This window comes from Bacillus sp. FDAARGOS_1420 (assembly GCF_019344915.1).
GTDB lineage: Bacteria > Bacillota > Bacilli > Bacillales > Bacillaceae_G > Bacillus_A > Bacillus_A mycoides.
In genome coordinates this window covers 55,221-75,612 of record NZ_JAHWJB010000002.1, presented here as the reverse complement: position 1 = coordinate 75,612, position 20,392 = coordinate 55,221, and the positions used below count along the sequence as shown (strand labels likewise).

16 protein-coding genes and 1 pseudogene are annotated in these 20,392 nt (G+C 35.2%); 7 read left to right on the top strand and 10 right to left on the bottom strand.

All coding sequences use genetic code 11. The annotated features are described in order from the left end of the window. Positions 1 to 9: 9 nt before the first annotated feature. On the bottom strand, positions 10 to 330 hold the full coding sequence (locus I6L50_RS10610) for a hypothetical protein (protein ID WP_113936682.1): 321 nt from the start codon (positions 328 to 330) through the stop codon (positions 10 to 12). A 137-nt stretch (positions 331 to 467) separates the two neighbouring features. Beyond that, a complete protein-coding gene (locus I6L50_RS10605; protein WP_219301351.1) occupies positions 468 to 1,256 on the bottom strand; it encodes an enoyl-CoA hydratase in 789 nt (262 codons plus the stop codon). 329 nt (positions 1,257 to 1,585) lie between these two features. Between I6L50_RS10605 and I6L50_RS10600 the strand changes: the two genes are divergently transcribed. Continuing rightward, a complete protein-coding gene (locus I6L50_RS10600; protein WP_002186616.1) occupies positions 1,586 to 2,980 on the top strand; it encodes an O-antigen ligase family protein in 1,395 nt (464 codons plus the stop codon). Positions 2,981 to 3,068: 88 nt separating this feature from the next. Here the strand turns inward: I6L50_RS10600 and I6L50_RS10595 are convergent, their stop codons facing one another. After that, a complete protein-coding gene (locus I6L50_RS10595; RefSeq protein WP_113936684.1) occupies positions 3,069 to 4,100 on the bottom strand; it encodes a hypothetical protein in 1,032 nt (343 codons plus the stop codon). 9 nt (positions 4,101 to 4,109) lie between these two features. Further along, entirely contained in the window at positions 4,110 to 5,567 is a 1,458-nt protein-coding gene (locus I6L50_RS10590; protein ID WP_060752223.1) for an MBOAT family O-acyltransferase, read from the bottom strand. A 226-nt stretch (positions 5,568 to 5,793) separates the two neighbouring features. Between I6L50_RS10590 and I6L50_RS10585 the strand changes: the two genes are divergently transcribed. Together I6L50_RS10585 and patB1 are read left to right on the top strand one after the other, a co-directional pair. Continuing rightward, positions 5,794 to 7,209 (top strand): MBOAT family O-acyltransferase, encoded by a 1,416-nt coding sequence (locus tag I6L50_RS10585; RefSeq protein ID WP_113936685.1) that lies wholly within the window; start codon positions 5,794 to 5,796, stop codon positions 7,207 to 7,209. 75 nt (positions 7,210 to 7,284) lie between these two features. After that, on the top strand, positions 7,285 to 8,475 hold the full coding sequence (patB1, locus tag I6L50_RS10580) for a secondary cell wall polysaccharide O-acetyltransferase PatB1 (protein ID WP_219301350.1): 1,191 nt from the start codon (positions 7,285 to 7,287) through the stop codon (positions 8,473 to 8,475). Positions 8,476 to 8,704: 229 nt separating this feature from the next. Here the strand turns inward: patB1 and csaB are convergent, their stop codons facing one another. After that, on the bottom strand, positions 8,705 to 9,808 hold the full coding sequence (csaB, locus tag I6L50_RS10575) for a polysaccharide pyruvyl transferase CsaB (protein ID WP_219301348.1): 1,104 nt from the start codon (positions 9,806 to 9,808) through the stop codon (positions 8,705 to 8,707). A gap of 165 nt (positions 9,809 to 9,973) precedes the next feature. Continuing rightward, positions 9,974 to 11,494 (bottom strand): putative polysaccharide biosynthesis protein, encoded by a 1,521-nt coding sequence (locus tag I6L50_RS10570; RefSeq protein ID WP_219301346.1) that lies wholly within the window; start codon positions 11,492 to 11,494, stop codon positions 9,974 to 9,976. A 274-nt stretch (positions 11,495 to 11,768) separates the two neighbouring features. Between I6L50_RS10570 and I6L50_RS34765 the strand changes: the two are divergent. Then, positions 11,769 to 11,996 (top strand): annotated as a pseudogene (locus I6L50_RS34765) (hypothetical protein); the annotation flags it as partial. An 88-nt stretch (positions 11,997 to 12,084) separates the two neighbouring features. Here the strand turns inward: I6L50_RS34765 and I6L50_RS10560 are convergent. Continuing rightward, positions 12,085 to 13,563: a SulP family inorganic anion transporter gene (locus tag I6L50_RS10560; RefSeq protein ID WP_219301344.1), complete on the bottom strand. Its 1,479-nt coding sequence runs from the start codon at positions 13,561 to 13,563 to the stop codon at positions 12,085 to 12,087. Positions 13,564 to 13,796: 233 nt separating this feature from the next. Here I6L50_RS10560 and I6L50_RS10555 point away from each other — a divergent pair, with 233 nt between their 5' ends. Beyond that, the gene (locus I6L50_RS10555) at positions 13,797 to 14,267 is read left to right on the top strand and encodes a hypothetical protein (RefSeq protein WP_002087340.1); all 471 of its coding nucleotides are present in this window, start codon (positions 13,797 to 13,799) and stop codon (positions 14,265 to 14,267) included. A gap of 150 nt (positions 14,268 to 14,417) precedes the next feature. Here I6L50_RS10555 and I6L50_RS10550 read toward each other — a convergent pair whose 3' ends face one another. Beyond that, positions 14,418 to 15,266 (bottom strand): MerR family transcriptional regulator, encoded by an 849-nt coding sequence (locus tag I6L50_RS10550; protein ID WP_219301342.1) that lies wholly within the window; start codon positions 15,264 to 15,266, stop codon positions 14,418 to 14,420. A gap of 79 nt (positions 15,267 to 15,345) precedes the next feature. Between I6L50_RS10550 and I6L50_RS10545 the strand changes: the two genes are divergently transcribed. Beyond that, positions 15,346 to 15,978, top strand: a complete 633-nt coding sequence (locus I6L50_RS10545; protein WP_113936693.1) for a GNAT family N-acetyltransferase — start codon at positions 15,346 to 15,348, stop codon at positions 15,976 to 15,978. A 199-nt stretch (positions 15,979 to 16,177) separates the two neighbouring features. Beyond that, the gene (locus tag I6L50_RS10540; protein ID WP_219301340.1) at positions 16,178 to 16,783 is read left to right on the top strand and encodes a DedA family protein; all 606 of its coding nucleotides are present in this window, start codon (positions 16,178 to 16,180) and stop codon (positions 16,781 to 16,783) included. 157 nt (positions 16,784 to 16,940) lie between these two features. Here I6L50_RS10540 and I6L50_RS10535 read toward each other — a convergent pair whose 3' ends face one another. Both I6L50_RS10535 and I6L50_RS10530 read right to left on the bottom strand, forming a co-directional pair. Then, positions 16,941 to 18,497, bottom strand: coding sequence for a fatty acid--CoA ligase (locus I6L50_RS10535; protein ID WP_219301339.1), 1,557 nt, complete (start codon positions 18,495 to 18,497; stop codon positions 16,941 to 16,943). Positions 18,498 to 18,767: 270 nt separating this feature from the next. Next, on the bottom strand, positions 18,768 to 20,258 hold the full coding sequence (locus tag I6L50_RS10530) for a coproporphyrinogen III oxidase (protein ID WP_002010930.1): 1,491 nt from the start codon (positions 20,256 to 20,258) through the stop codon (positions 18,768 to 18,770). Between the last annotated feature and the right edge of the window lie 134 nt (positions 20,259 to 20,392).

The following is a 20,392-nucleotide window of genomic DNA, read 5'->3' as shown; positions in this document are numbered from 1 at the left end:
CTCCCACTTTTAATAACACCCAAGCTCTGTTTTATAGAAAAACCACTCTTTTTTCACACAAGCACTTAACATATCAATTCCTGATCCGTGCGCCTTTACTACCGGAAAGAAGTAATGCTCTGGTTCTTCTTTCTTATCGCCGTATAAGGTCCCGTACTCATCAGGAATCGCCTCTTTTTTCACATCCCGTTCTTTCTTCACTTCACCAGAGAAAGCAACAGCTGGATGTCCCTCAAAGAATAATGCAGTCCGTACCGCAAGAGATGGTGTACTATGCAAAGCATAATATGTAAGTAAAATAATAACGATAACACCGATAATTTTCTTCATTTATTACTCCTAAAAAAAGTGCTAACACAATTATACTAAAATGTGTTAGCACTTTCTTCCCTTTATCTCGAATTAACGGGCAGTAAGACTAATAATCCGCGGGGGATAAACAAATCCCCACGGATTAAAGTTTCACTTTATTCCCCTTTAAATGCTGGTAAACGTTTTTCTAGAAAAGCAGCAATACCTTCTTTATGGTCCGCTGTTTGTCTCATCGCATATTGACCACGCTTTTCGAGCTGAAGCGTTTGTTCTAAATTAGAACGATTTACTTCACATAAAATTTGTTTCGTTTGAATCATTGCCTTGATTGGTTTTTGTAACCATTCATTAATTTTTTGCTTCACAGCCGTTTGGAAATCCTCACCGATTACTTCGTCAATTAAACCGATATCTAGCGCTTCTGTCGCTGATAATTTCTTCCCTTCCCAAATGATTTTTTTCGTCATATTTTCACCGACGCGCTTTTGAAGGAAGAAATGGCCACCACCATCTGGAATTAAAGCGATTCCAATAAAGTTCATCGCAATAACTGATGATATATCTGCCATGACATAATCAGCTGTTAATGCGATACTTAATCCAAGTCCAGCAGTCGGCCCATGAATTGCACTAATAACAAGCCTCGGCATCGTATATAACGTCACAACGATTTCAGAAATTGTATTCATGATGCCTTCAAACTTACTTTCATCATTACTTGAAAGCATTGATTTAATATCTCCACCCGCAGAAAAACCACGGCCACTTCCACACAACACAACAACGTGAACAGAACTTTCCGCCACTTCTTTCAACTTTTGTAATAACTCTTTTAACGTTGGTTCATCTAATGCATTTAAAACCTCTGGACGATTAACCATAACCGTTGCTACGCGCCCTTCATATTTCACAACAACAGATTCTGTTTTACTTGTTACTTCCATTATATATACCCCTCTTTTCCACATAAAGATTATACTTATATAATTATAGAAAGCATGTTGAAAATCCTTCTTTTTTCTTAATTTTCTGTCTAATATTCTCGTAATTTGTATATATCTCCGTATAAAACATACAATTTCGTTAAAAAATATAGAAATTAAAGTCGGTTTATCCATGCTTTTCATCTATTTACCATTACAATGAAATGGTGTATTCTTAAGTTTGATTCAAAAAAACAAATATTGAAATTCATTCGCCTTATTATGTAAATAAGGCTTTTATCCCCATCTCTTGGGTATTGAACTAAAGGAATGAAGAAATGGAGGAATATATGGTTAATAAGTTGAAACAAACGGATAACTACTTCCCGCATTTCCTATTGCTATTCATTGTGTTTCAACCAATTTTAGATTTATTAACGTCTTTTTCAATCTATGTATTACACATGAGCGCAACAGTTGGAATCGTAGTCCGTTTCGCCTTTATGCTTCTTGCATTAGGTTATCTACTTCTTCATAGAAAACAACATGGGGCGAAAAAGTACATTCTCTATTTATGCCTACTCGGGATCGTACTAGCAATTGGTCTTGTAAATAATATGATGATTAAATCTCCAGTTTCATTTGGCGAAGAAGTGAAATTTATTTTAAAGAGCATATATCCAATTGTGCTACTGTTTGGATATATTATCGCCTTTAAAGAGTTAAAAAATAAAGAATATGCATTTCATAAAATCATTACATATTTCTTATATACAACTTTAATTTTAAGCATCACACTGATTGTTGCGATGCAAACTAGTACAGATTTCCCAAGCTACCCTCACTCAAAGATTGGTTCAAGAGGTTGGTTCTTTGCTGGGAATGATTTAAGTTCTATTTTTGCAATTATGTTCCCAATCGTAGTGTTATATTCGATTCATAAAACAACTTCTTTCTCGAAAATCTATTACTGGATTCCAACAATACTCGCGATGTATGCAAGTATTATGGTCGGAACTAAAGTAGGATATGGTGCAATTGTTCTAACGCTTGGCGTGGCACTTTTATTCTCATTCATTGAATATATGGTTCATCGCAAAAAAGAAGGAAAAGGATTCACATATCTCGTAAATACAGTTGTTGCCGCTATTATACTAGGAGGTTTAATTGCCCTTACACCGCATACTCCTATCGCAAAAAATATGGGCATCCACATGCAAATATACGAATACAAAAAATCAGTACAAGAAGAAAAGGATAGAAAAGAAGGAAAAATAATTAAAGAAGATCCTGACGCAGAGAAAAAACATGCAAAAGGTGAACTAACAGACTCTGAGGTCAAAAGTTTAATTTACAGTGATCGCGATAAGTTTTTAAAAGTATACAAACAATACTATAAAGACGCACCACTATCACAAAAATTATTCGGAATGGGCTATGCTGGTAACTATACGGTTAAAATTAAATTAATCGAAATGGACTTCCATGACATATTCTTTGCATTCGGAATCATCGGTTCTCTTATTTACTTCATACCATTCCTTTACTTCGGTATTAAATTATTACTCAGCATCATAACAAACTTTAAGAAAATATTAACTGTGAAATATATGCTACTAGCTAGTGCCGTTATACTATCACTTGGAATTGCCTTTATGTCCGGTCACGTACTAACAGCGCCGGCCGTTAGTATTTTCTTTGTTGTTATACTCGCTTACTTAATTGTTGATTTAGAGGTAGAATAAAGTGAAGCAGCCATCAGATCTCGGTGGCTGCTTCATTTTGGTATACAGTCTACTCGGCAAAGAATAGACCACATTTATGATCTATTTTTTATTGAAAAGACGCCTGAATCCCCTCCAACACCTCATCAATATTATCCTTCGTAATAACAATGCCGAAGTCTTTCGGGACGTTGCTATCTTCCTCATTTACAACTTTATGCGCAATCAACTTTCCAACTTCCGGTCTGAAATGATGCCCATCCATATAGTTATCTAAATTCGTTGTAACGGAATTAAGATACATGAAATGGTGCACTTCTCCAAATACATCTACAGCGTCATGAAGCCATTTTTTATAATCTTCCCATCGCCCTGATTGAATCATCGTACGGAACAGAGGCTCTGAAACAGGCGTTGTAAAAATATAAAACTTCGTGTTCGGATTATGAGCCTTTACTGTTCCTAATATTTCTTTCATATTTTGATACTCATAATTCCCGCCGTAAATCTCTTTACTAAACTTATCTACTTGCGCCGCTATTTGCGCATCACGTTCTTCTTTCGTATAATCGCGCATCGATTTTATATTCTCTCGATTGTACCGGTCAAGATTCGTAATATGATGGGTGGAATTTGCAATTGTATTCTTTGAATAAGTAATCCCGTCCATACTTACATACGATTTAATCGGATACAATAAACTTTGCGCCTGCTTAATATACGCTTCTGGTTTATCAAAACCAATTTCCCTATTTTTGTTCGTTCCAAGGAAATCTAAACCAAGTACAATAGACTCGAGTCCACTACCTTTTTGTTCTTTTGCATATTCAATATATGCGTCATACTCACGCGGATCTGTACTGCTTACCGCATAATTAAATGCGTTTAACCCGGTGAAGTCATTCTCGTTAATAAAAGTCGTTCTACTACTTCCAAGTATAACTCCATCATATGTAAACGGACGGTACGTTATATAATTTGTTTTCTGTTGTCTCTCGTTAAACCCGTACTGAACATCATTCCACTTATTTTTATGCGGGAATAACCAAAGTGAATCTATATAGCTATTAAATATCCCGACACCTGCCAGAGGAACAAAAACACATACAAAAACGAAAATAAGCCAATGTTTGTTTTTCATATTCTCCACCTAGAAATTAAAGTATAAAAACTCACTAATACTCGTTAAATGTAACACGCTATATACGAGCAATACTGCAGTAAATAAAGCAGTCCATACATTCGGACGGAATGAATCCTTTAACTGAATTGAATTTTTTAAGAAGAAACTAATACATAACGCTCCGAAAATATACGCTACCATTTTTGGATCTAATAAAGAGACATGGTACCCTTCACTAAATGAAACACCGTACTCTTTTAAAAATTGCAGCTTCTCTATTATAAATGCCGGGAATACGCTATTTGCTAATTCGATTCCATTTAGTCCGAACATTCCTTTTAACACTTTCACCGCATCATGCATAGATGTTGCCCTAAAGAATACCCACGTTATATTAATGAAGAAAAACGTAACGAACCAACCAGCAAAGGCTGGCATGCGCCCTCCTGCTTTACTCCATAAGCGATGAATAACAGAAGCCAAACCGTGCAAGAATCCCCAAAAAACAAATGTCCAACCAGCTCCGTGCCAAAGTCCACTTATTAAAAATACAATCATAATATTTACGTATGTACGCGTAATTCCTTTTCGATTTCCTCCTAGAGAAATGTATACGTACTTCGTTAAAAACTGGCTAAGCGTCATATGCCAACGATGCCAAAAATCTTGTATATTCACTGCTTTATACGGTGAATTAAAATTTTGAGGTAATTTAATATTAAACATTAAAGCGATTCCAATTGCCATATCACTATATCCACTAAAATCAAAATACAATTGGAACGTAAACGCTAACGACGAAAGCCATGCTTCGACAAATGTTAATGATTGCTGCACATCAAACCCTTCATGTACAAGGGGTGATAATACATCTGCAATACCTACCTTTTTGAAAATACCAACTGCAAATACAAATATACCAAGAACAATATACTTCGATTGCCAGCGCTTTTTGCTACTATCCGCAAACTGCGGCATAATTTGTGCATGATGTACAATCGGCCCTGCAATAAGCTGCGGGAAAAACGTTACAAACAATGCGTAATCAAGAAAATGACATGCCTTCGTTTCCCCGCGATACGTATCTACTAAAAATGCAATCTTTTGAAACGTATAGAAACTAATCGCGAGCGGTAACGTTAATGATAATAATGTAAAATGAGTTCCAATTAATGCATTAACATTTTGCAAGAAAAAATCATAATACTTGAAATAACTAAGCATTCCTATATTAAATATTAACCCTACCGTTAAAAGAAGTTTACTCTTATGTTTTACGAGCCTCATTCCGATAAAGTAGTTCACAATGAGCGACACTAACATAAGCGGTAAATATTTCACATTCCAATAACTATAGAAAAATAAAGAGGCCGCAACGAGCCAAGCTTTCGCTAATGTAGCATGTCCAAATTTATTTAATAGAAAATATAAAAGAAATGCTATCGGTAAAAATAAAAAAATAAACTCAAATGAGTTAAATAACACACCATCTCTTCCCTTCTAAACAAATCACAACTTATTCATCTTATCTTATCCAAATAGTGAGTGTCAAAAGGATTCCGCTCCCCTTTTCTTCTATTATATAGGATAATCATTTCAATCGAATTATTAACATGATAAAATATTAAAGGCACTTTTATTTAAAAGAATATATAATAAAAATGTCGGTTTTTTGCACGAAATGTATTTTGAAAAAAGTGAGGAGAGTCCTTTGGTATTTAGTAGTTCTGTTTTCTTATTTATCTTTTTACCTCTCGTATTATTTTTCTATTTTATAGTGCGTGCCGAGCTACGTAATTTCGTATTACTTGCATTTAGTTTAATTTTCTATGCATGGGGAGAACCACGATTCGTCCTCTTAATGCTCTTTTCTATTCTTTTAAACTACTGCTTCGGCCTACTCGTGCATCATTATGATAAACGAAAAAATATGAAAGTCACATTTTTAATTATGGCTGTGGTCGGAAATATTTTATTACTTTCTTATTTTAAATATATTTCCTTTTTCACAGATATTTTGAATCAAACTTTACATTTATCTATTCATGTGGAACCTATTCCACTACCAATTGGAATTTCATTCTATACGTTCCAAGCGATGTCATACGTCATCGATATATACCGTAAAGATGGCGCAGTTCAAAAGAATCCACTTAACTTAGCACTATATATATCAATTTTCCCGCAGCTTATTGCCGGACCAATCGTTCGTTACAATATCGTTGCTGATCAAATTAAAACGCGCATCCATTCTTTTGAACGATTTACAGAAGGTCTCCAAATTTTCATTCTAGGACTAGCGAAAAAAATGTTAATCGCCAATCAAGTTGGATTTGTCGCAGATAAAATCTTTGCCTTACCACCGTCTGAAATGAGCGCTGGAACGGCTTGGATTGGTATTATCGCCTATACACTTCAAATCTATTTCGATTTCTCAGGATACTCTGATATGGCAATTGGACTTGGAAAAATGTTCGGATTTGATTTCCCGAAAAACTTCAATTATCCGTACATCTCAAAATCCATTTCAGAATTTTGGAGAAGATGGCACATTACACTAGGCTCTTGGTTCCGCGACTATATATACATTCCGCTCGGCGGAAATCGTGTTTCCAAACTAGCAAACTACCGTAACCTCTTCATCGTATGGGGATTAACCGGTTTATGGCACGGAGCAAGCTGGACATTTATCGCCTGGGGATTATATTACGGCTTTATTATCTCGATTGAAAAAGCTGGATTTGAGAAAATATTAAATAAGCTATGGAAGCCGCTGCAACATGCATATGTACTAATCATCGTTATGATCGGTTGGGTCTTCTTCCGAGCTGATAACTTCGCATACTCGTTCCAATATTTAAAAGCGATGTTTGGCATAGAGAGGCAATCTTTCATCGATGACAACACAATGCTATATATACATGAATACATTATCATATTTATCATTGCCTTTATCGCAGCGACACCAATTTTGAAACGTGTTAAAAACATATTAGAACTTGCACCCAAAACGTATATATTCACGATGCAAGTTGTACGTCCTATATTATTACTAACATTATTTATGGTTTCGATTATGTATTTAATTAATTCGACGTATAATCCATTTATTTACTTTAGGTTTTAACTTATCCCACTATTTTCCGGGCAGTAAAACCCCCACTAATTAAAGTTTCACTTTATGTAGGAAGGAAAAGTTATTATGAAAAAATTGGGGAACATCGTCCTATTTATCGGTTTTCTCACCATTATCTTTTCATTTGGCATATTATCGCTTCTCAACACTGACCGAGCAGTTTCGCCCGTTGAAAATCGTCCGCTCGCTCAAAAACCAGCTCTTACAAAAGAAGCTGCCTTAAATGGTAGTTTCTTTAAAGACTTTGAGACATATACAAACGATCAATTAATCGGAAGAGATGATCTCATAAAAAATTATACACTTACCCAAATTAAAATGGGCAAGTCTCTCATTAACGATATTATTCTAACAGATGATAAATGGCTTCTAAAAAACCCTGCTTGGGCTACAAAATATAATGAGATTGACCAAGCTATGCCAGCTGTAAACGACTTATCTCAGTTTTTAAAAGAACAAAATATTGAGTTTTACTTTGCTTTACCACCGTCCAAAACGAATGCTTTATCATTTAAGTTACCTTCTCATATTCACACATATGCACAGGAAAATTTAAATTACTTTCTAAATAAACTTCCTGCAGACGTAAAGCCAATTAAACTCATGGATTATTTTAAGAAAAACTATACAAATGAAGAAATACAAAGTATGTACTTTAAAACAGACCATCACTGGAATATGGATGGTGCCTTCTTAGGCTATCAATATATAATGAACACAATCGCGCAACAATCTTCTATATATAAAGGAAAAGAAATAAAAAAAGAAGATTACACTCGTACGTGTGCTCCAAATAAACATCTAGTCGGAAGCTTTAACAACCAGCTTTACCAACTGATCGATGCGACTGGAGAAAAACTATGCTACTACACACCGAAAGACGGTTTCAACTTTACGAGCGTAGCTGCAAAAGATGTAAATGGCACAGTATATCGCACACTAGACGAGCTATACGGCGTAGAAAAGCAAAATGATACAACATCATACGCAGGCTATTACACAAACGACTATCCAGAAATCGTTATCGAAAACAACAATGCACCAAATGATGTACGAGCTTTAGTCCTAAAAGACTCATTCGCAAACGCAATCGTGCCTCACTTAGCACAAAGCTTCAAACACACATCTATCCTCGACCTTCGTCACTATCACGAAAAGGATGTATATCAATACATTAAAGACAACAACATTAACATGGTATTGTTTGTGTATAGTGATTCGAATTTGAGTGGTGATATGTTTAAGTTTAAACAATAAAAGAAGCCTCTTGTAAATTTACAAGAGGCTTCTTTATATTATTTCCGCTATTTTCTGGCAGTAACAACTTAAACCATTATAGATTACGACATTGTTATTATTTCACTTGTCCCTTCTCTTTTTTAATCACTACCTTCAAATACAAAAAGGAGAAAGAGATAGGAAATTTCCCTCTATCTCTTTTATTTAATGACAACGCACTAAATAAAAAGAGGAATGGCCTCTAATCCTAAGATTCCATTCCTTTTTTTATAGACTCTTTTGCATGTAAGTCATTAATAATATATTTGGAAGCTATGGAAATTTGCTCTCGCAATTCCTCCACCCTTTGCCCTAACGTTTCCTGTACATATTCTGTCTGCTCTAATTGTTTAATCGCCATACTATGTAATGTTTCTGTCGTCCATTCTCCATCCACATTCCCAATAATCGGCTGATTTACTTGTTGTAAAAACGAATCGATCTTTGGATCATATGAAATTCCAACCATAGGCGTGTTTGCAACTGCCGATAATATAAGAGCATGCAGCCTCATTCCTATTAAAAGAGAGCATTCTGATAAAATAGAGATTTTCTCATGAATATCCATTTTATAAGGGAGCATGTGCGCTTCTTCTCCCATCAAATTAATGATATCCCTTGATGCATTTTGATCAAATGGTCCATGCATCGGTACAAATAAAATATGGTATCCCTCTTGCTTAAGCTTTTTCAGCGTATCTGCTAACTTCTTCATATAATCTTCTTTTGCATCCCAGTACCTTACACTAACCGCAACGACCTTTCCTTGCAGCGCATGTTTTTGAAGCCAATCGGATTTCTTTTCTTCTGGCTGACAAGCTAATACTGGATCTGGAACAAGTTCGATGTCTTTCTTAATACCAATTTCTTTTAAGTACAAAAAAGAGTCTTCATCACGTACTGATATATATTCAGCCTTTGATACATGCCATTTCACTAATAAACGATTTTGCTTCTTCGTAATAGGTCCGATTCCTTGGGCGTAAATATAATACGGCTTTTTCAAAAAACGAGCAAGCCGCATAATACCTGTATAATATAGAATACTCCTAATACTCGTCTTATCTTGTAAGAGACTTCCGCCCCCGCTAATTAAACCATTACTTCTCTTTATTTCTCGGTAAATCGCTCTTATATCCCAGCGGTTTACTGCTTCTACACCGTACATTTTCCTTGTATAGTTGGGGTCATTTGAAAGTACAACAAGCTCAAGAGTAGGATCCTCTTCATGTAGCGCTTTAATAATTGATTGCAAAATTGCTTCGTCCCCAACATTATAAAAACCATAATATCCTGATAAAACTAACCGCACTCTTAATCTCCTCCAACATTTCGCAATCAACTCTTTTTGTAATTAAACAAATTGTTATCCATTCCTTGCCGAGGAAGGTTTGATAACTTCAAATTGATTTCTTTCACAAACATCTAACAAGTCATACCCATGTATAATATTGTTCATTTTCTATAATAAACGATTTTATTTACGTAAAAATGGAATTTGTTCTTTCGATATCCAGTTTAGTTTAAGTGCACATATGCCATATAACACTGAAGCTATACTTAGCGCTACAGCACTATATATCATTGCTAAAATCCTGGAATCTGTCACATTGATTAATGTGGACACAAAGTATAATACTATACCTAAAATACTAGATACTCCAATCACAGCCAAAAATTTCCCTATAGCTATTGAATAGGAAAGATCTTTTCTAATATAAATATGATTTGCGATACAAATCATTATATAAATAATTAGAGTACTATACGCTGCTCCATTTATACCGAATTGGTTTACTAGCGCTATATTTAATATAATTTTCACGAAACTTGCACCGATGACAATCCATGCTGCTCGCATCGAACGATTAATCCCTTGCAAGATTCCTATTGATAATACCATAAGTGATGTGAAATACGAGCTACCAATTAAAATAGCTAACATGCCACTTCCTTTTGTATCTGTAAATAATGCAACATTAAGCGGTACTGCAAGCGCCATAAGCCATATCGTTATCGGCATTGTTAAAACGTGCGCAAATTCATTTGTACGTTTTACTGTCAGTTTAGCTAAAGCTATATCTTTTTTTGTTAAAGCCGCTGTTAATAATGGAATTAGCGGAAATACTATCGCACTTGCAAATACAACAATTAATTGCGTAAATGCAAAACCACGGCTATATATACCAAATTGTTCCTGAATCGTTGTAGAAGATTCATGTAATACATGTGGAATTGTTACAGAATCAACTAAATTTAAAACAGGCATCGATAACGCTCCAATTGCAATTGGAATTGAAACGCGGAGTATGTTTTTTGCGTTTGCCTTAAAATCTTGTAATGAATATGTTTCGCTCTTATAGCGATACGTGCTTTTTACATATTTCATTCGCAAATATATGAGTGACGTAATAACACCAAAACAAGAACCGATCATCGCTCCGCCTGTTATGATATCACTACCTTTATTCCAATATACAAATATATAAGCAATTGTTAGCATAAAGAATACGCGAATCAACTGTTCAATTACTTGCGATACACCAGTAGGTATCATATCTCCAAACCCTTGGAAATATCCACGGTACACTGCCATATATGGTGCAATTAATAAAGCAAACGAAGTAACAATTAATGCTAGCCTCGTCTCTTGCCCACCAAGCATATTTGCAATGCTACTCGATCCAATGATAATAATTAAAAATCCGAGCACCCCAAATATAACACCGATAATAGATGCTGACGTAAACAATTTAGCTATTCCGTCACGATCATTCTTTTCATGAAGATCAGCTATTAACTGGGATATTGCTAGCGGAACCCCCGCTACTGATAAAGTTAAGGCTATCATATATACAGGAAAAACAAGGCGGAAAATCCCAAGTACTTCATCCCCTGCTATATTTTGCAATGGAATTTGAAAAAAACTCCCCACTACTTTCGATATAAACGTTGTAACGGTTAAAATCGCAGCGCCTTTTACAAACTTTTTATTCATCTTCTATCTCTTTTCTTTCAAATATGATCTAAATAAATATCAAGCCAGTATTCTTGCTTAATCTAGAGAAACTTCACTCTATTTCATTTAGTTATCATACCAAATTTCTTATATATTGAATACTCTCGTTCCAAATATAATATGTACAAAATAAGATTATTTCCATCCTGTTTTCCCTTAAATTTACTACTTTTACTTATTCAAGATAAACCTGTAATATAATGTAGCTTTTGTCAGTAAGAGGAGTGTTTACAACATGCTAAATTTAGTAAAAAATTCTCGAATTTCCCTTTCTTTAGAAAACGAGATACTAAAGCGCTTTGCATACGAAGAAGTTGAGAAAGTCGAAAAATCAGACGAAATAGGGCTTATTCAACCATCTTAAGTTTATGATTTCGTTAACCGTACACAATTAATTTGTGAAGGTAGCCATTTCTCAACGCGTGAATATAATTTGAAGTTAGACGATGTAATTGATGCTCAACGGATTTACAACATCCAGATATAAGGGTTTCTCACATAAACAACACATATCCAAATAAAAAGAGCCCTCACACTCTACAATACAGTTCATGTGAAGGTTCCTATTCCTATATTGTCTCAGCTTTCAAAAACTGTAGTTTCTCTTTTTGCTCATCATTCGCCATCATCATTATCGTCTTTTCAACATGCGGATGTACATGTTCAAGTGTCACACTCGCTCCTGCTTTATCCGATTGCTCAACAAAGTTTAATAACGCCATAGCTCCTGATACATCCATATAATGTACATCTTTCATACGCAAACTAACTGGTGACTTCACATCTTGTAAAGAAGCAAAAATACGATCTACTGATAGAAATGAAAGTGGTCCCTGAATCGTATACGTCGCTTCTTTTTCTTTTATAATAGAAGCTTTACGTTCTTTACACTTCACCATGTATATAATAAAGGAAAGAATAATGCCAAACGCAACAGCAACCATTAAATCGAATTTCACTGTCACAACCATCGTCACGAACATAACAATCACATCACCTCTTGGTGCTACATGTGCCTTCTTCATGCTTTCCCAATCAAACATCCCGATGCCAGTTAAAATTAAAATACCTGATAATACAGCAAGCGGAATATATTGTACTACTGAACCGAGTCCCATAATGAAAATAAATAATATGACACTATGCATACAAGCCGACAGTGCCGTCTTCCCCCCGCTTCTTATATTGACGATAGATCTAACAGTTGCACCTGCTCCTGCTAATCCACCGAACAAACCACTCGCAATATTGCCAATACCTTGTCCGATTAACTCTTTATTACTTTTATGACGTGTCCCCGTCACATTATCCATTACGACAGACGTTAATAACGAGTCAATTGATCCTAGTAAAGCTATACTAAGTGCTGGTAATACAAGTGCTAACATGCCATTTGCGTCTAAAGTCGGTACGTGAAGAGATGGCATCGCCTCTGGAATTGCACCTATCTTTTCAATCATCTTATTTAAAGAAAGAGTTCCTACAAACGGTAATTGCACTGTAATCCCTTGTAGCATAGAAGAAAATAACGGCAACGTTACTGTAACACCTACTAATGCTACTAAACTTGATGGAATGGCCTTAATCCATTTTCCAGAAACAATCATTACAATGATCGTTAATAACACAAGCAGAAAGCTATTTTGTACGTGCTTCATTTCACCTAAAATAATAATCAGTGCAATTCCGTTCATAAACCCTGAAACAACAGGATACGGAATGTAACGAACGTAAGAGCCGAGCTTACATACACCAAATAAGATTTGAAATAACCCTGCCATCATAAATGCAATAAAACTTGCTTCTAATCCGTGAGTTGCAATAACGCCTGTTGCAATAACTGTAATCGGCCCAGTAGGACCCGTTACTTGCCCCGGTGTACCGCCAAATAACGCCGCAAACAAACCTGCAAAAATTGCACCATACAATCCGACCAGTGCTCCCTCAGACGTTCCCGTTGCAGCAATACCAAATGCAATCGCTAGCGGCAAGGCAACAATCGCAACAGTAAACCCTGCTAAACATTCCTTTGCTATTTTTTGAAACATATAAATAACCACCTTCTTATAAAGTCCATGTTCCATTGTACATCTAAAACAAATCATTCGTTAGCGTATTTCTAAAAAACTCTTTACATTCTCGTGAAGTAAACGTCTACATTTACAAATAGCCTTCCAAAGTCAAACTAAAAAACAGCAATATGACGAATCTACCTTTGGAAACAAACTTGACTATGCTATAATGAACAAATTAAATCTTTTACTATATACTTGGAGGCACTATGCTAACTTTTGAAGAAAAATTATCAATTATTGAATCTTTCCCGGAATTAGAAAGAAAGAACGTATCATTAAAACGCGTAAACTTTCACTTTGAAGAAAGTCGTTTAGATAAAAAGAACGTTGTATATCATTTACACCCAAACGGAAACGGATTTGTATATGCATACTTCATTAAAGGTTATAAAACAGATGCTAAAGGTATGATTAACATCCGTGAGTTTTCAGAAGAAGAACTGCGTTCATTAATTGAAAAAGTAATTGAACGTCTATCACAGGAGCCAGAGGAAATTATAGCACCAATGGAACCTGCTGCAGAAGAAGAATGGAAGAACGAAGACGGTCATATCCTAACTCTTATTCAAGAGGATGACATGTGGAACGTTTACGCTGGCGTAAACTTAGACGGTACATTCAACTCTTATCCAGAAGCTGCGGAATACCTTGATGAAGAAGGTTTCTCACGCAAATAATACGTTCCTTACTACTAAAGAGGGCCGTCCCAGTTTTTTTTGGGATGGCCCTCTTTTTATTAATAGGTAGGCTATCATTGTCTTATTTTGTAGTTAAGCCGATATATTTAGGGTTAGGCTTTTGAGACAGTCCCCCATAAAATTATGGAATCAAAACTTCTTATTCTCACTATCCCCTATAAAAATTTGAATTTGACAACTATAAGACTCCGTATTAAAAAAATCATCAACTAACTCTACTTCAATAAAACTCGCCACTTCTATATTATTTTCTTTTATATATTTAATTATAGTATTTCGACGTTCTTCTTCATTTTCTTTACTATACGCTAATGTTACATATTTCCCGCCCGGTAATACTTTTATATTTGGCATCTCTTCCATATGTACATGATCTTGCACCTTATTAAAAACATACTTTGGCTCTACATCCCACTTTTCATTGACATTATATAGAATACCCATTTCCATTGACATCTTATCTTCATACTCTTGAATGATTTTCTCTAAATTAGAATAATACAGTAACTCTTGTAAACTCCCCACTTCTTTGCATGGCGCTACAATCACATTCCGCTGCTCAAAGAACTGAATACACACTTCATCACCTTTTAATATTTCCTGTGAACTCCCTACTTTCTCATTTAACCCATCAATCGTTTCAATTACCTCTTTCATTTTCTTTATATGCTCTTCCGCTTCCGCCCTCTTTAATTGTAAAAATTGCAGCAATTTATCCATATCACATTCCTTAAAAATCTCTTGAAGTTCTACTATACTGGTATTCAACTCTCTACAGCTTTTTATAATATCAATGTGAATGAATTGATCTATAGAATAATATCTATATCCTGTTGATTCATCAACATGTTTTGGAATAAGAATCCCCATCTTATGATAGTACCTTAACGCTTTTATCGTAATATCCTTTATTTTTGCAACTTCTCCAATAGAAAATAATGTTTTCACCTGAATCTCTTCCTTTTTATTTTTTCGCATGCAACTATTGACTCTCCCCTTAGAGGAGACCTTACTATTTATAATAAGTCATTTACATTAATAAAGGGAGTATACAATTATGAACACAGTAAAATATAGAAATCTTGTCAAAGAAGACTATGAGCCTATAAAACATTTAATTGGTGAGGCATTTGGATTTAATGAATTCATTACAGATAAAAAATTTTTAAATTCAATATTAAACTTCTACCTACACAGTTGCATTTTAGGAAGCTCCTTTAGTAAGGTAGCTGAAAAAGATAATAAAATTATCGGTGTCATTTTAGGCGATTCCGAAAAAGATAAAAACCGTTTAAAGAGATTCCATAATACTGTTAGCTTTGCCTTTAACACGCTGAAACTATTCATGACGAATAAAGAGAATAGAGAGTTTTTAAAAGCATTTATAAAAGTTCAAAAAACATATAAAGAACTAATTCAAGGAAAAGAAGATCATTTTCAAGGCTGTATACAATTATTCATCGTATCCGAAGAATCTAGAGGTCTTGGAGTTGGGAAATCTTTATTAAATCACTTATTCCAATACATGACAAAAGAAGAAGTGACATCTTTATATTTATATACAGATAATGAATGCAACTATGAATTTTATGACAGACAAAACTTCCAACGTATACAAGAAAAAGCAGTTAATTTTGGACCAAAAGAAGAAGATTTCAACGTGTTTTTGTACCGCTATAACTTTAACTAATAGTAACATTTACACTTCAATGCTCTTTGCTAATTAGCAAAGAGCTATATTAAGTATGATATCACTCGCGAGTGGTTGTCAAAAAATCATACTAGCTTAAATCCTCCAGCCAAACTCTTCTACTACTATTGTTTCAGTTCGATTAGCGTGAAAAAGAGGAAGATGTGTAACAACTTCAATTTAAAAAGGAGCGCACAACATGGAATGGATTCACGAATTATTTCAGCAATATGGGTATTATGTAGTACTTATTGGATTACTTTTAGAATATATTGCTCTTCCGTTTCCAGGAGAGCCAACATTAGCCTATGCAGGATTTTTGTCACATCAAGGTGATTTAAGTTTACCAATTTTAATTATTTTATCCTTTATTGGGACAAGTGTAGGTATGACATTCCAATACTTTTTAGGAAATAAACTTGGCATGCCTTTCATTCAGAAATACGGGAAATATGTATTTTTAACAGAACGAAAAATTAATTTAACGAAAATATGGTTTGATAAATACGGATATTTTCTAATCTTTATCGCCTTTTTCATTCCAGGCGTCCGCCACTTTACTGGATACTTTGCAGGAATTATCAACTTACCGTTTCGCCGCTTTGCGATGACAATTTATTCAGGTGCCCTATTTTGGGTATCCTTCTTCTTAATCGGTGGTTACTGGTTAGGGGAAAACTTAGAAGATATATTCATCGTACTTGAACAACACATTTGGAAAATTATCTTCGGTATTATTATCATTACGCTAATCACTCGATTTCGCAAAAACATAAAGCATGTGATTTTAAAAGGTATAAATTAAATCTTTCATCAACAAACTTATATGCGTACAAGAAAAATAAAAAGCGGGGACACATAGTCTCCACTTTTTATATAAAGCCCGTTCTCAAACTAAAAACACAAGAGCTTGACACTATTTCCTTATTAAGAAAGATAATCTTATTTGTAAAGATAGCTCCCTATTTTTTCGCGCCTTTTAACGACTCTCTCAGCACAAATTTTTGCAACTTCCCGCTCGCATTACGAGGAAGTTCATCTACAAATAAGTAATGACGCGGACGTTTATAGTCTGCTAATTCATCACTTTCTTTGCAATACATTTCTAAATCAGCTTCTGAAATATTTTTATCTTTCTTTACAACAACCGCAACGACACGCTCTCCCCATAGTTCATCTGGCTCACCAAGTACTGCAACATCTAATACACCAGAGTGACTATGAAGAAAATCTTCAATTTCGCGAGGATAAATATTTACGCCACCGCTAATTACCATATCATCAACGCGGTCTGCAACGAATAAATAGCCGTCTTTATCGAAGTATCCTAAATCACCAGAATGATACCAGCCTTTATACATCGATTTTGCATTTGCTTCTTCTCGATTATGATAACCAGCCATCATAGTTGGACCGCGCAAAATAATTTCCCCTACTTCATAAGGAGGCAACGTATCATCTGGCTCTGCTGGTCCATCTTCGTTCGGTTTCACAATTCGAATTTCATGGCTAAAGCACGGTGTTCCTGCTGAACCTGCTTTCGTAATTTGATCTTCTTCTACGAGAAACGCAACAACTGGTCCCATTTCTGTCATTCCGTAAATTTGAACAAGATCAATATAAAGGCGCTCTTTACATTCCTTCACTAGCGCCGGTGCCATTGCAGCCCCGCCATATACACCGATTTTCATTGAAGTTAAATCATACTTAGTTAGATCTTTTTGCAGTAACATATTCCACATCGTCGGTGCTGCAAAAAACGTCGTAATCTTCTCTTCTTGAATGGTATGTAATACTCTATCCGTATCAAAATGATGTAAAATAACATTCTTTCCGCCAACTTGAATGCGCGGTATGATTCCAGCATTTAACTCGCCACAATGATATAAAGGTGCTACCACAAGCCCGGCGCTATCCCTGTTATATTTTATGAAATACGTACAAATCATACTATGCTCAGCCATATCACGATGACGATGTAGTACGCCTTTCGGATGACCAGTCGTTCCGCTCGTATAAAGCATAGAACAAAAATCCATTTCATCGACTACAATATCTACTTTTTCAGCTGATGCTTCATTTACTTTTTCATGGTAAGAACTAGCATAGGAAGGTGCATCGTCTTCCACGTACCAAAAAGACGAATTTGGAAAATCTCGTTCAATCATAGCAACTGTTGATTCGACTGCTTTTTCAAAGACAACTACTTTCGAGGCTGCATCTTGGAGGATATACGATAGTTCTTTTGCTTTTAAGCGGAAATTAATCGGGTTAAAGATCGCCCCAATTTTGGCACAGGCTAAGTAAACGTTTACAAATTCACGACAGTTATATAAGTAAACAGATACAGAGTCTCCTTTTCTTACTCCTTCTTTCAATAGAGCTTGCGCCGTTTTATTTATTTGCTCATCCCACTGTTTATATGTCCAACGAATATTTTTTTCTGGTTCTACTAACGCCTCTTTATTCGGATATTTGCCAACTGTCAAATCAAAAATTCTCCCTATCGTCATGTACATGCCAACAATTTCCCCCTTTTCTCTTTCATAAATCTATCATTTCGTCTATAAGTAGACATTGTCCTCTAATAATATGACTAATTTTTCTGATTATTATCGACATAGTTTTACAAATGGACCGTTTGATGGTAAATGAAATTATATTGGCGATTTTTTGAATATATCGAACGCAACCAAATTTATATCAGCTATTTTTCGAATATATCGACTTACCGACAAAAACTGACAATATAAAAAAGGCTGTTCCCAATCGGAACAACCCCCTTCTTCTTACACGAATAGCTCTTCTAAAATTTTCAGTTTATCTTCTGTATATTTCACGAAGCCATCGTTATATGATTTTGGATCTTTCGGATTCGCAAAGTGTGTAATTGCTCCTGTTTGTGGGTGAACAAATTTACTTGATGCCCCGCAACCAAGTCCGATAATCGATTGTACTTCTTCCATAATAACAATATTGTAGATACTTTCTTGCGTCGGTATTGCATACCCAACGTTTTCTAAGTTACCTAAAATATTTTTTTGACGATATAAATAGTATGGTACGTAATTATGGTTCTTCGTCCACTCTTCCGCCTCATGCATCATCGCAGTAATTTCTTCGCGACCTGCTACTTTATATTTACGTTTGTTTTGCGTCATTTCAGAAGCACGTTTAAATGATAACGTATGAACTGTTAACGATTCTGGCATTAACTTTTCTGTTTCATCTAACGTATGCTTGAAGATGTCTAATCCTTCACCAGGAAGACCAATAATTAAATCCATATTAATATTGTTCATTCCCATTTCACGTGCTAAATGATACTTCTCAATCGTTTCTTCTACAGTGTGATGACGTCCAATTGCCTTTAGTGTCTCTTGATGGTATGACTGCGGATTAATACTAATACGGTCAATGTTCCATTTATTTAACACTTCTAGCTTTGCTGGTGTGATTGTATCTGGGCGACCTGCCTCAACTGTTACTTCACGTACATCTTTCACATCAGGGAAAGCTTGGTACATTTCTTCATACAACATATCCATCTCTTCTGCTGTAATACTCGTCGGTGTACCGCCGCCGTAATAAATCGTCGTAACTGTAACACCTTTTTCTTTTAAAAACTTACCAATTTCACGAACTTCATAATGTAACCCGCCTAAGAACGAATCAACTGATCCTTGGCGTCCGTTAATTGCATAAGCCGGGAACGTACAGTACGCACATTTTGTAGGACAAAACGGAATACCGATGTAAATACTTACTTCTTCTTTCAAACGGTATAAATCCGGAACAACCGCTAATTGGCAATCAACAATACGCTGAAGAAGTTCAATTTTCTCTTCATGAATTAAATAACTTTCACGAAGTTCTTTATGTGCTTCTTCTTTTGACATACCATTTTGAAGCAGTTTGTGAAGAAGTTTCGTTGGGCGTACCCCAGTTAATATTCCCCAGCTCTGTTCAAGTCCAGTTAGCTGTTGAAGTACAGAAAGATATACGTAAGAAACAACATGTTTCACTTGCTTCATACGTTCTTTTTCTTCTGTGAAAGCAGATAAATCTTTTGCGAATGTTTCTTCATATACATTTCCGGTTGCAACATCTGTTAAACGAGCCGATGCTGTCACATTACCTTCTATCTGTATATCAACGATAAGATTTGCTTCTTCTTTCTCAAACCCTATCGTGCTCTCTTCAAAAAATAAACCGCCAATATTTTGTAGCGGACGTAAAAAACGATCATCTTGTAACGTTTTAATTGAAATTAACAACATTATCACCTTTTCATTTGCAAACTCTCTTTAGTTTACTTGAAGGGCGTTTGAAGGTCAATACAGAAGGTTTTACCTTATTTCTTCTATTAATAACTTAAAGGCATAAGAGATAACATTCCTCTTATGCCTTTTAT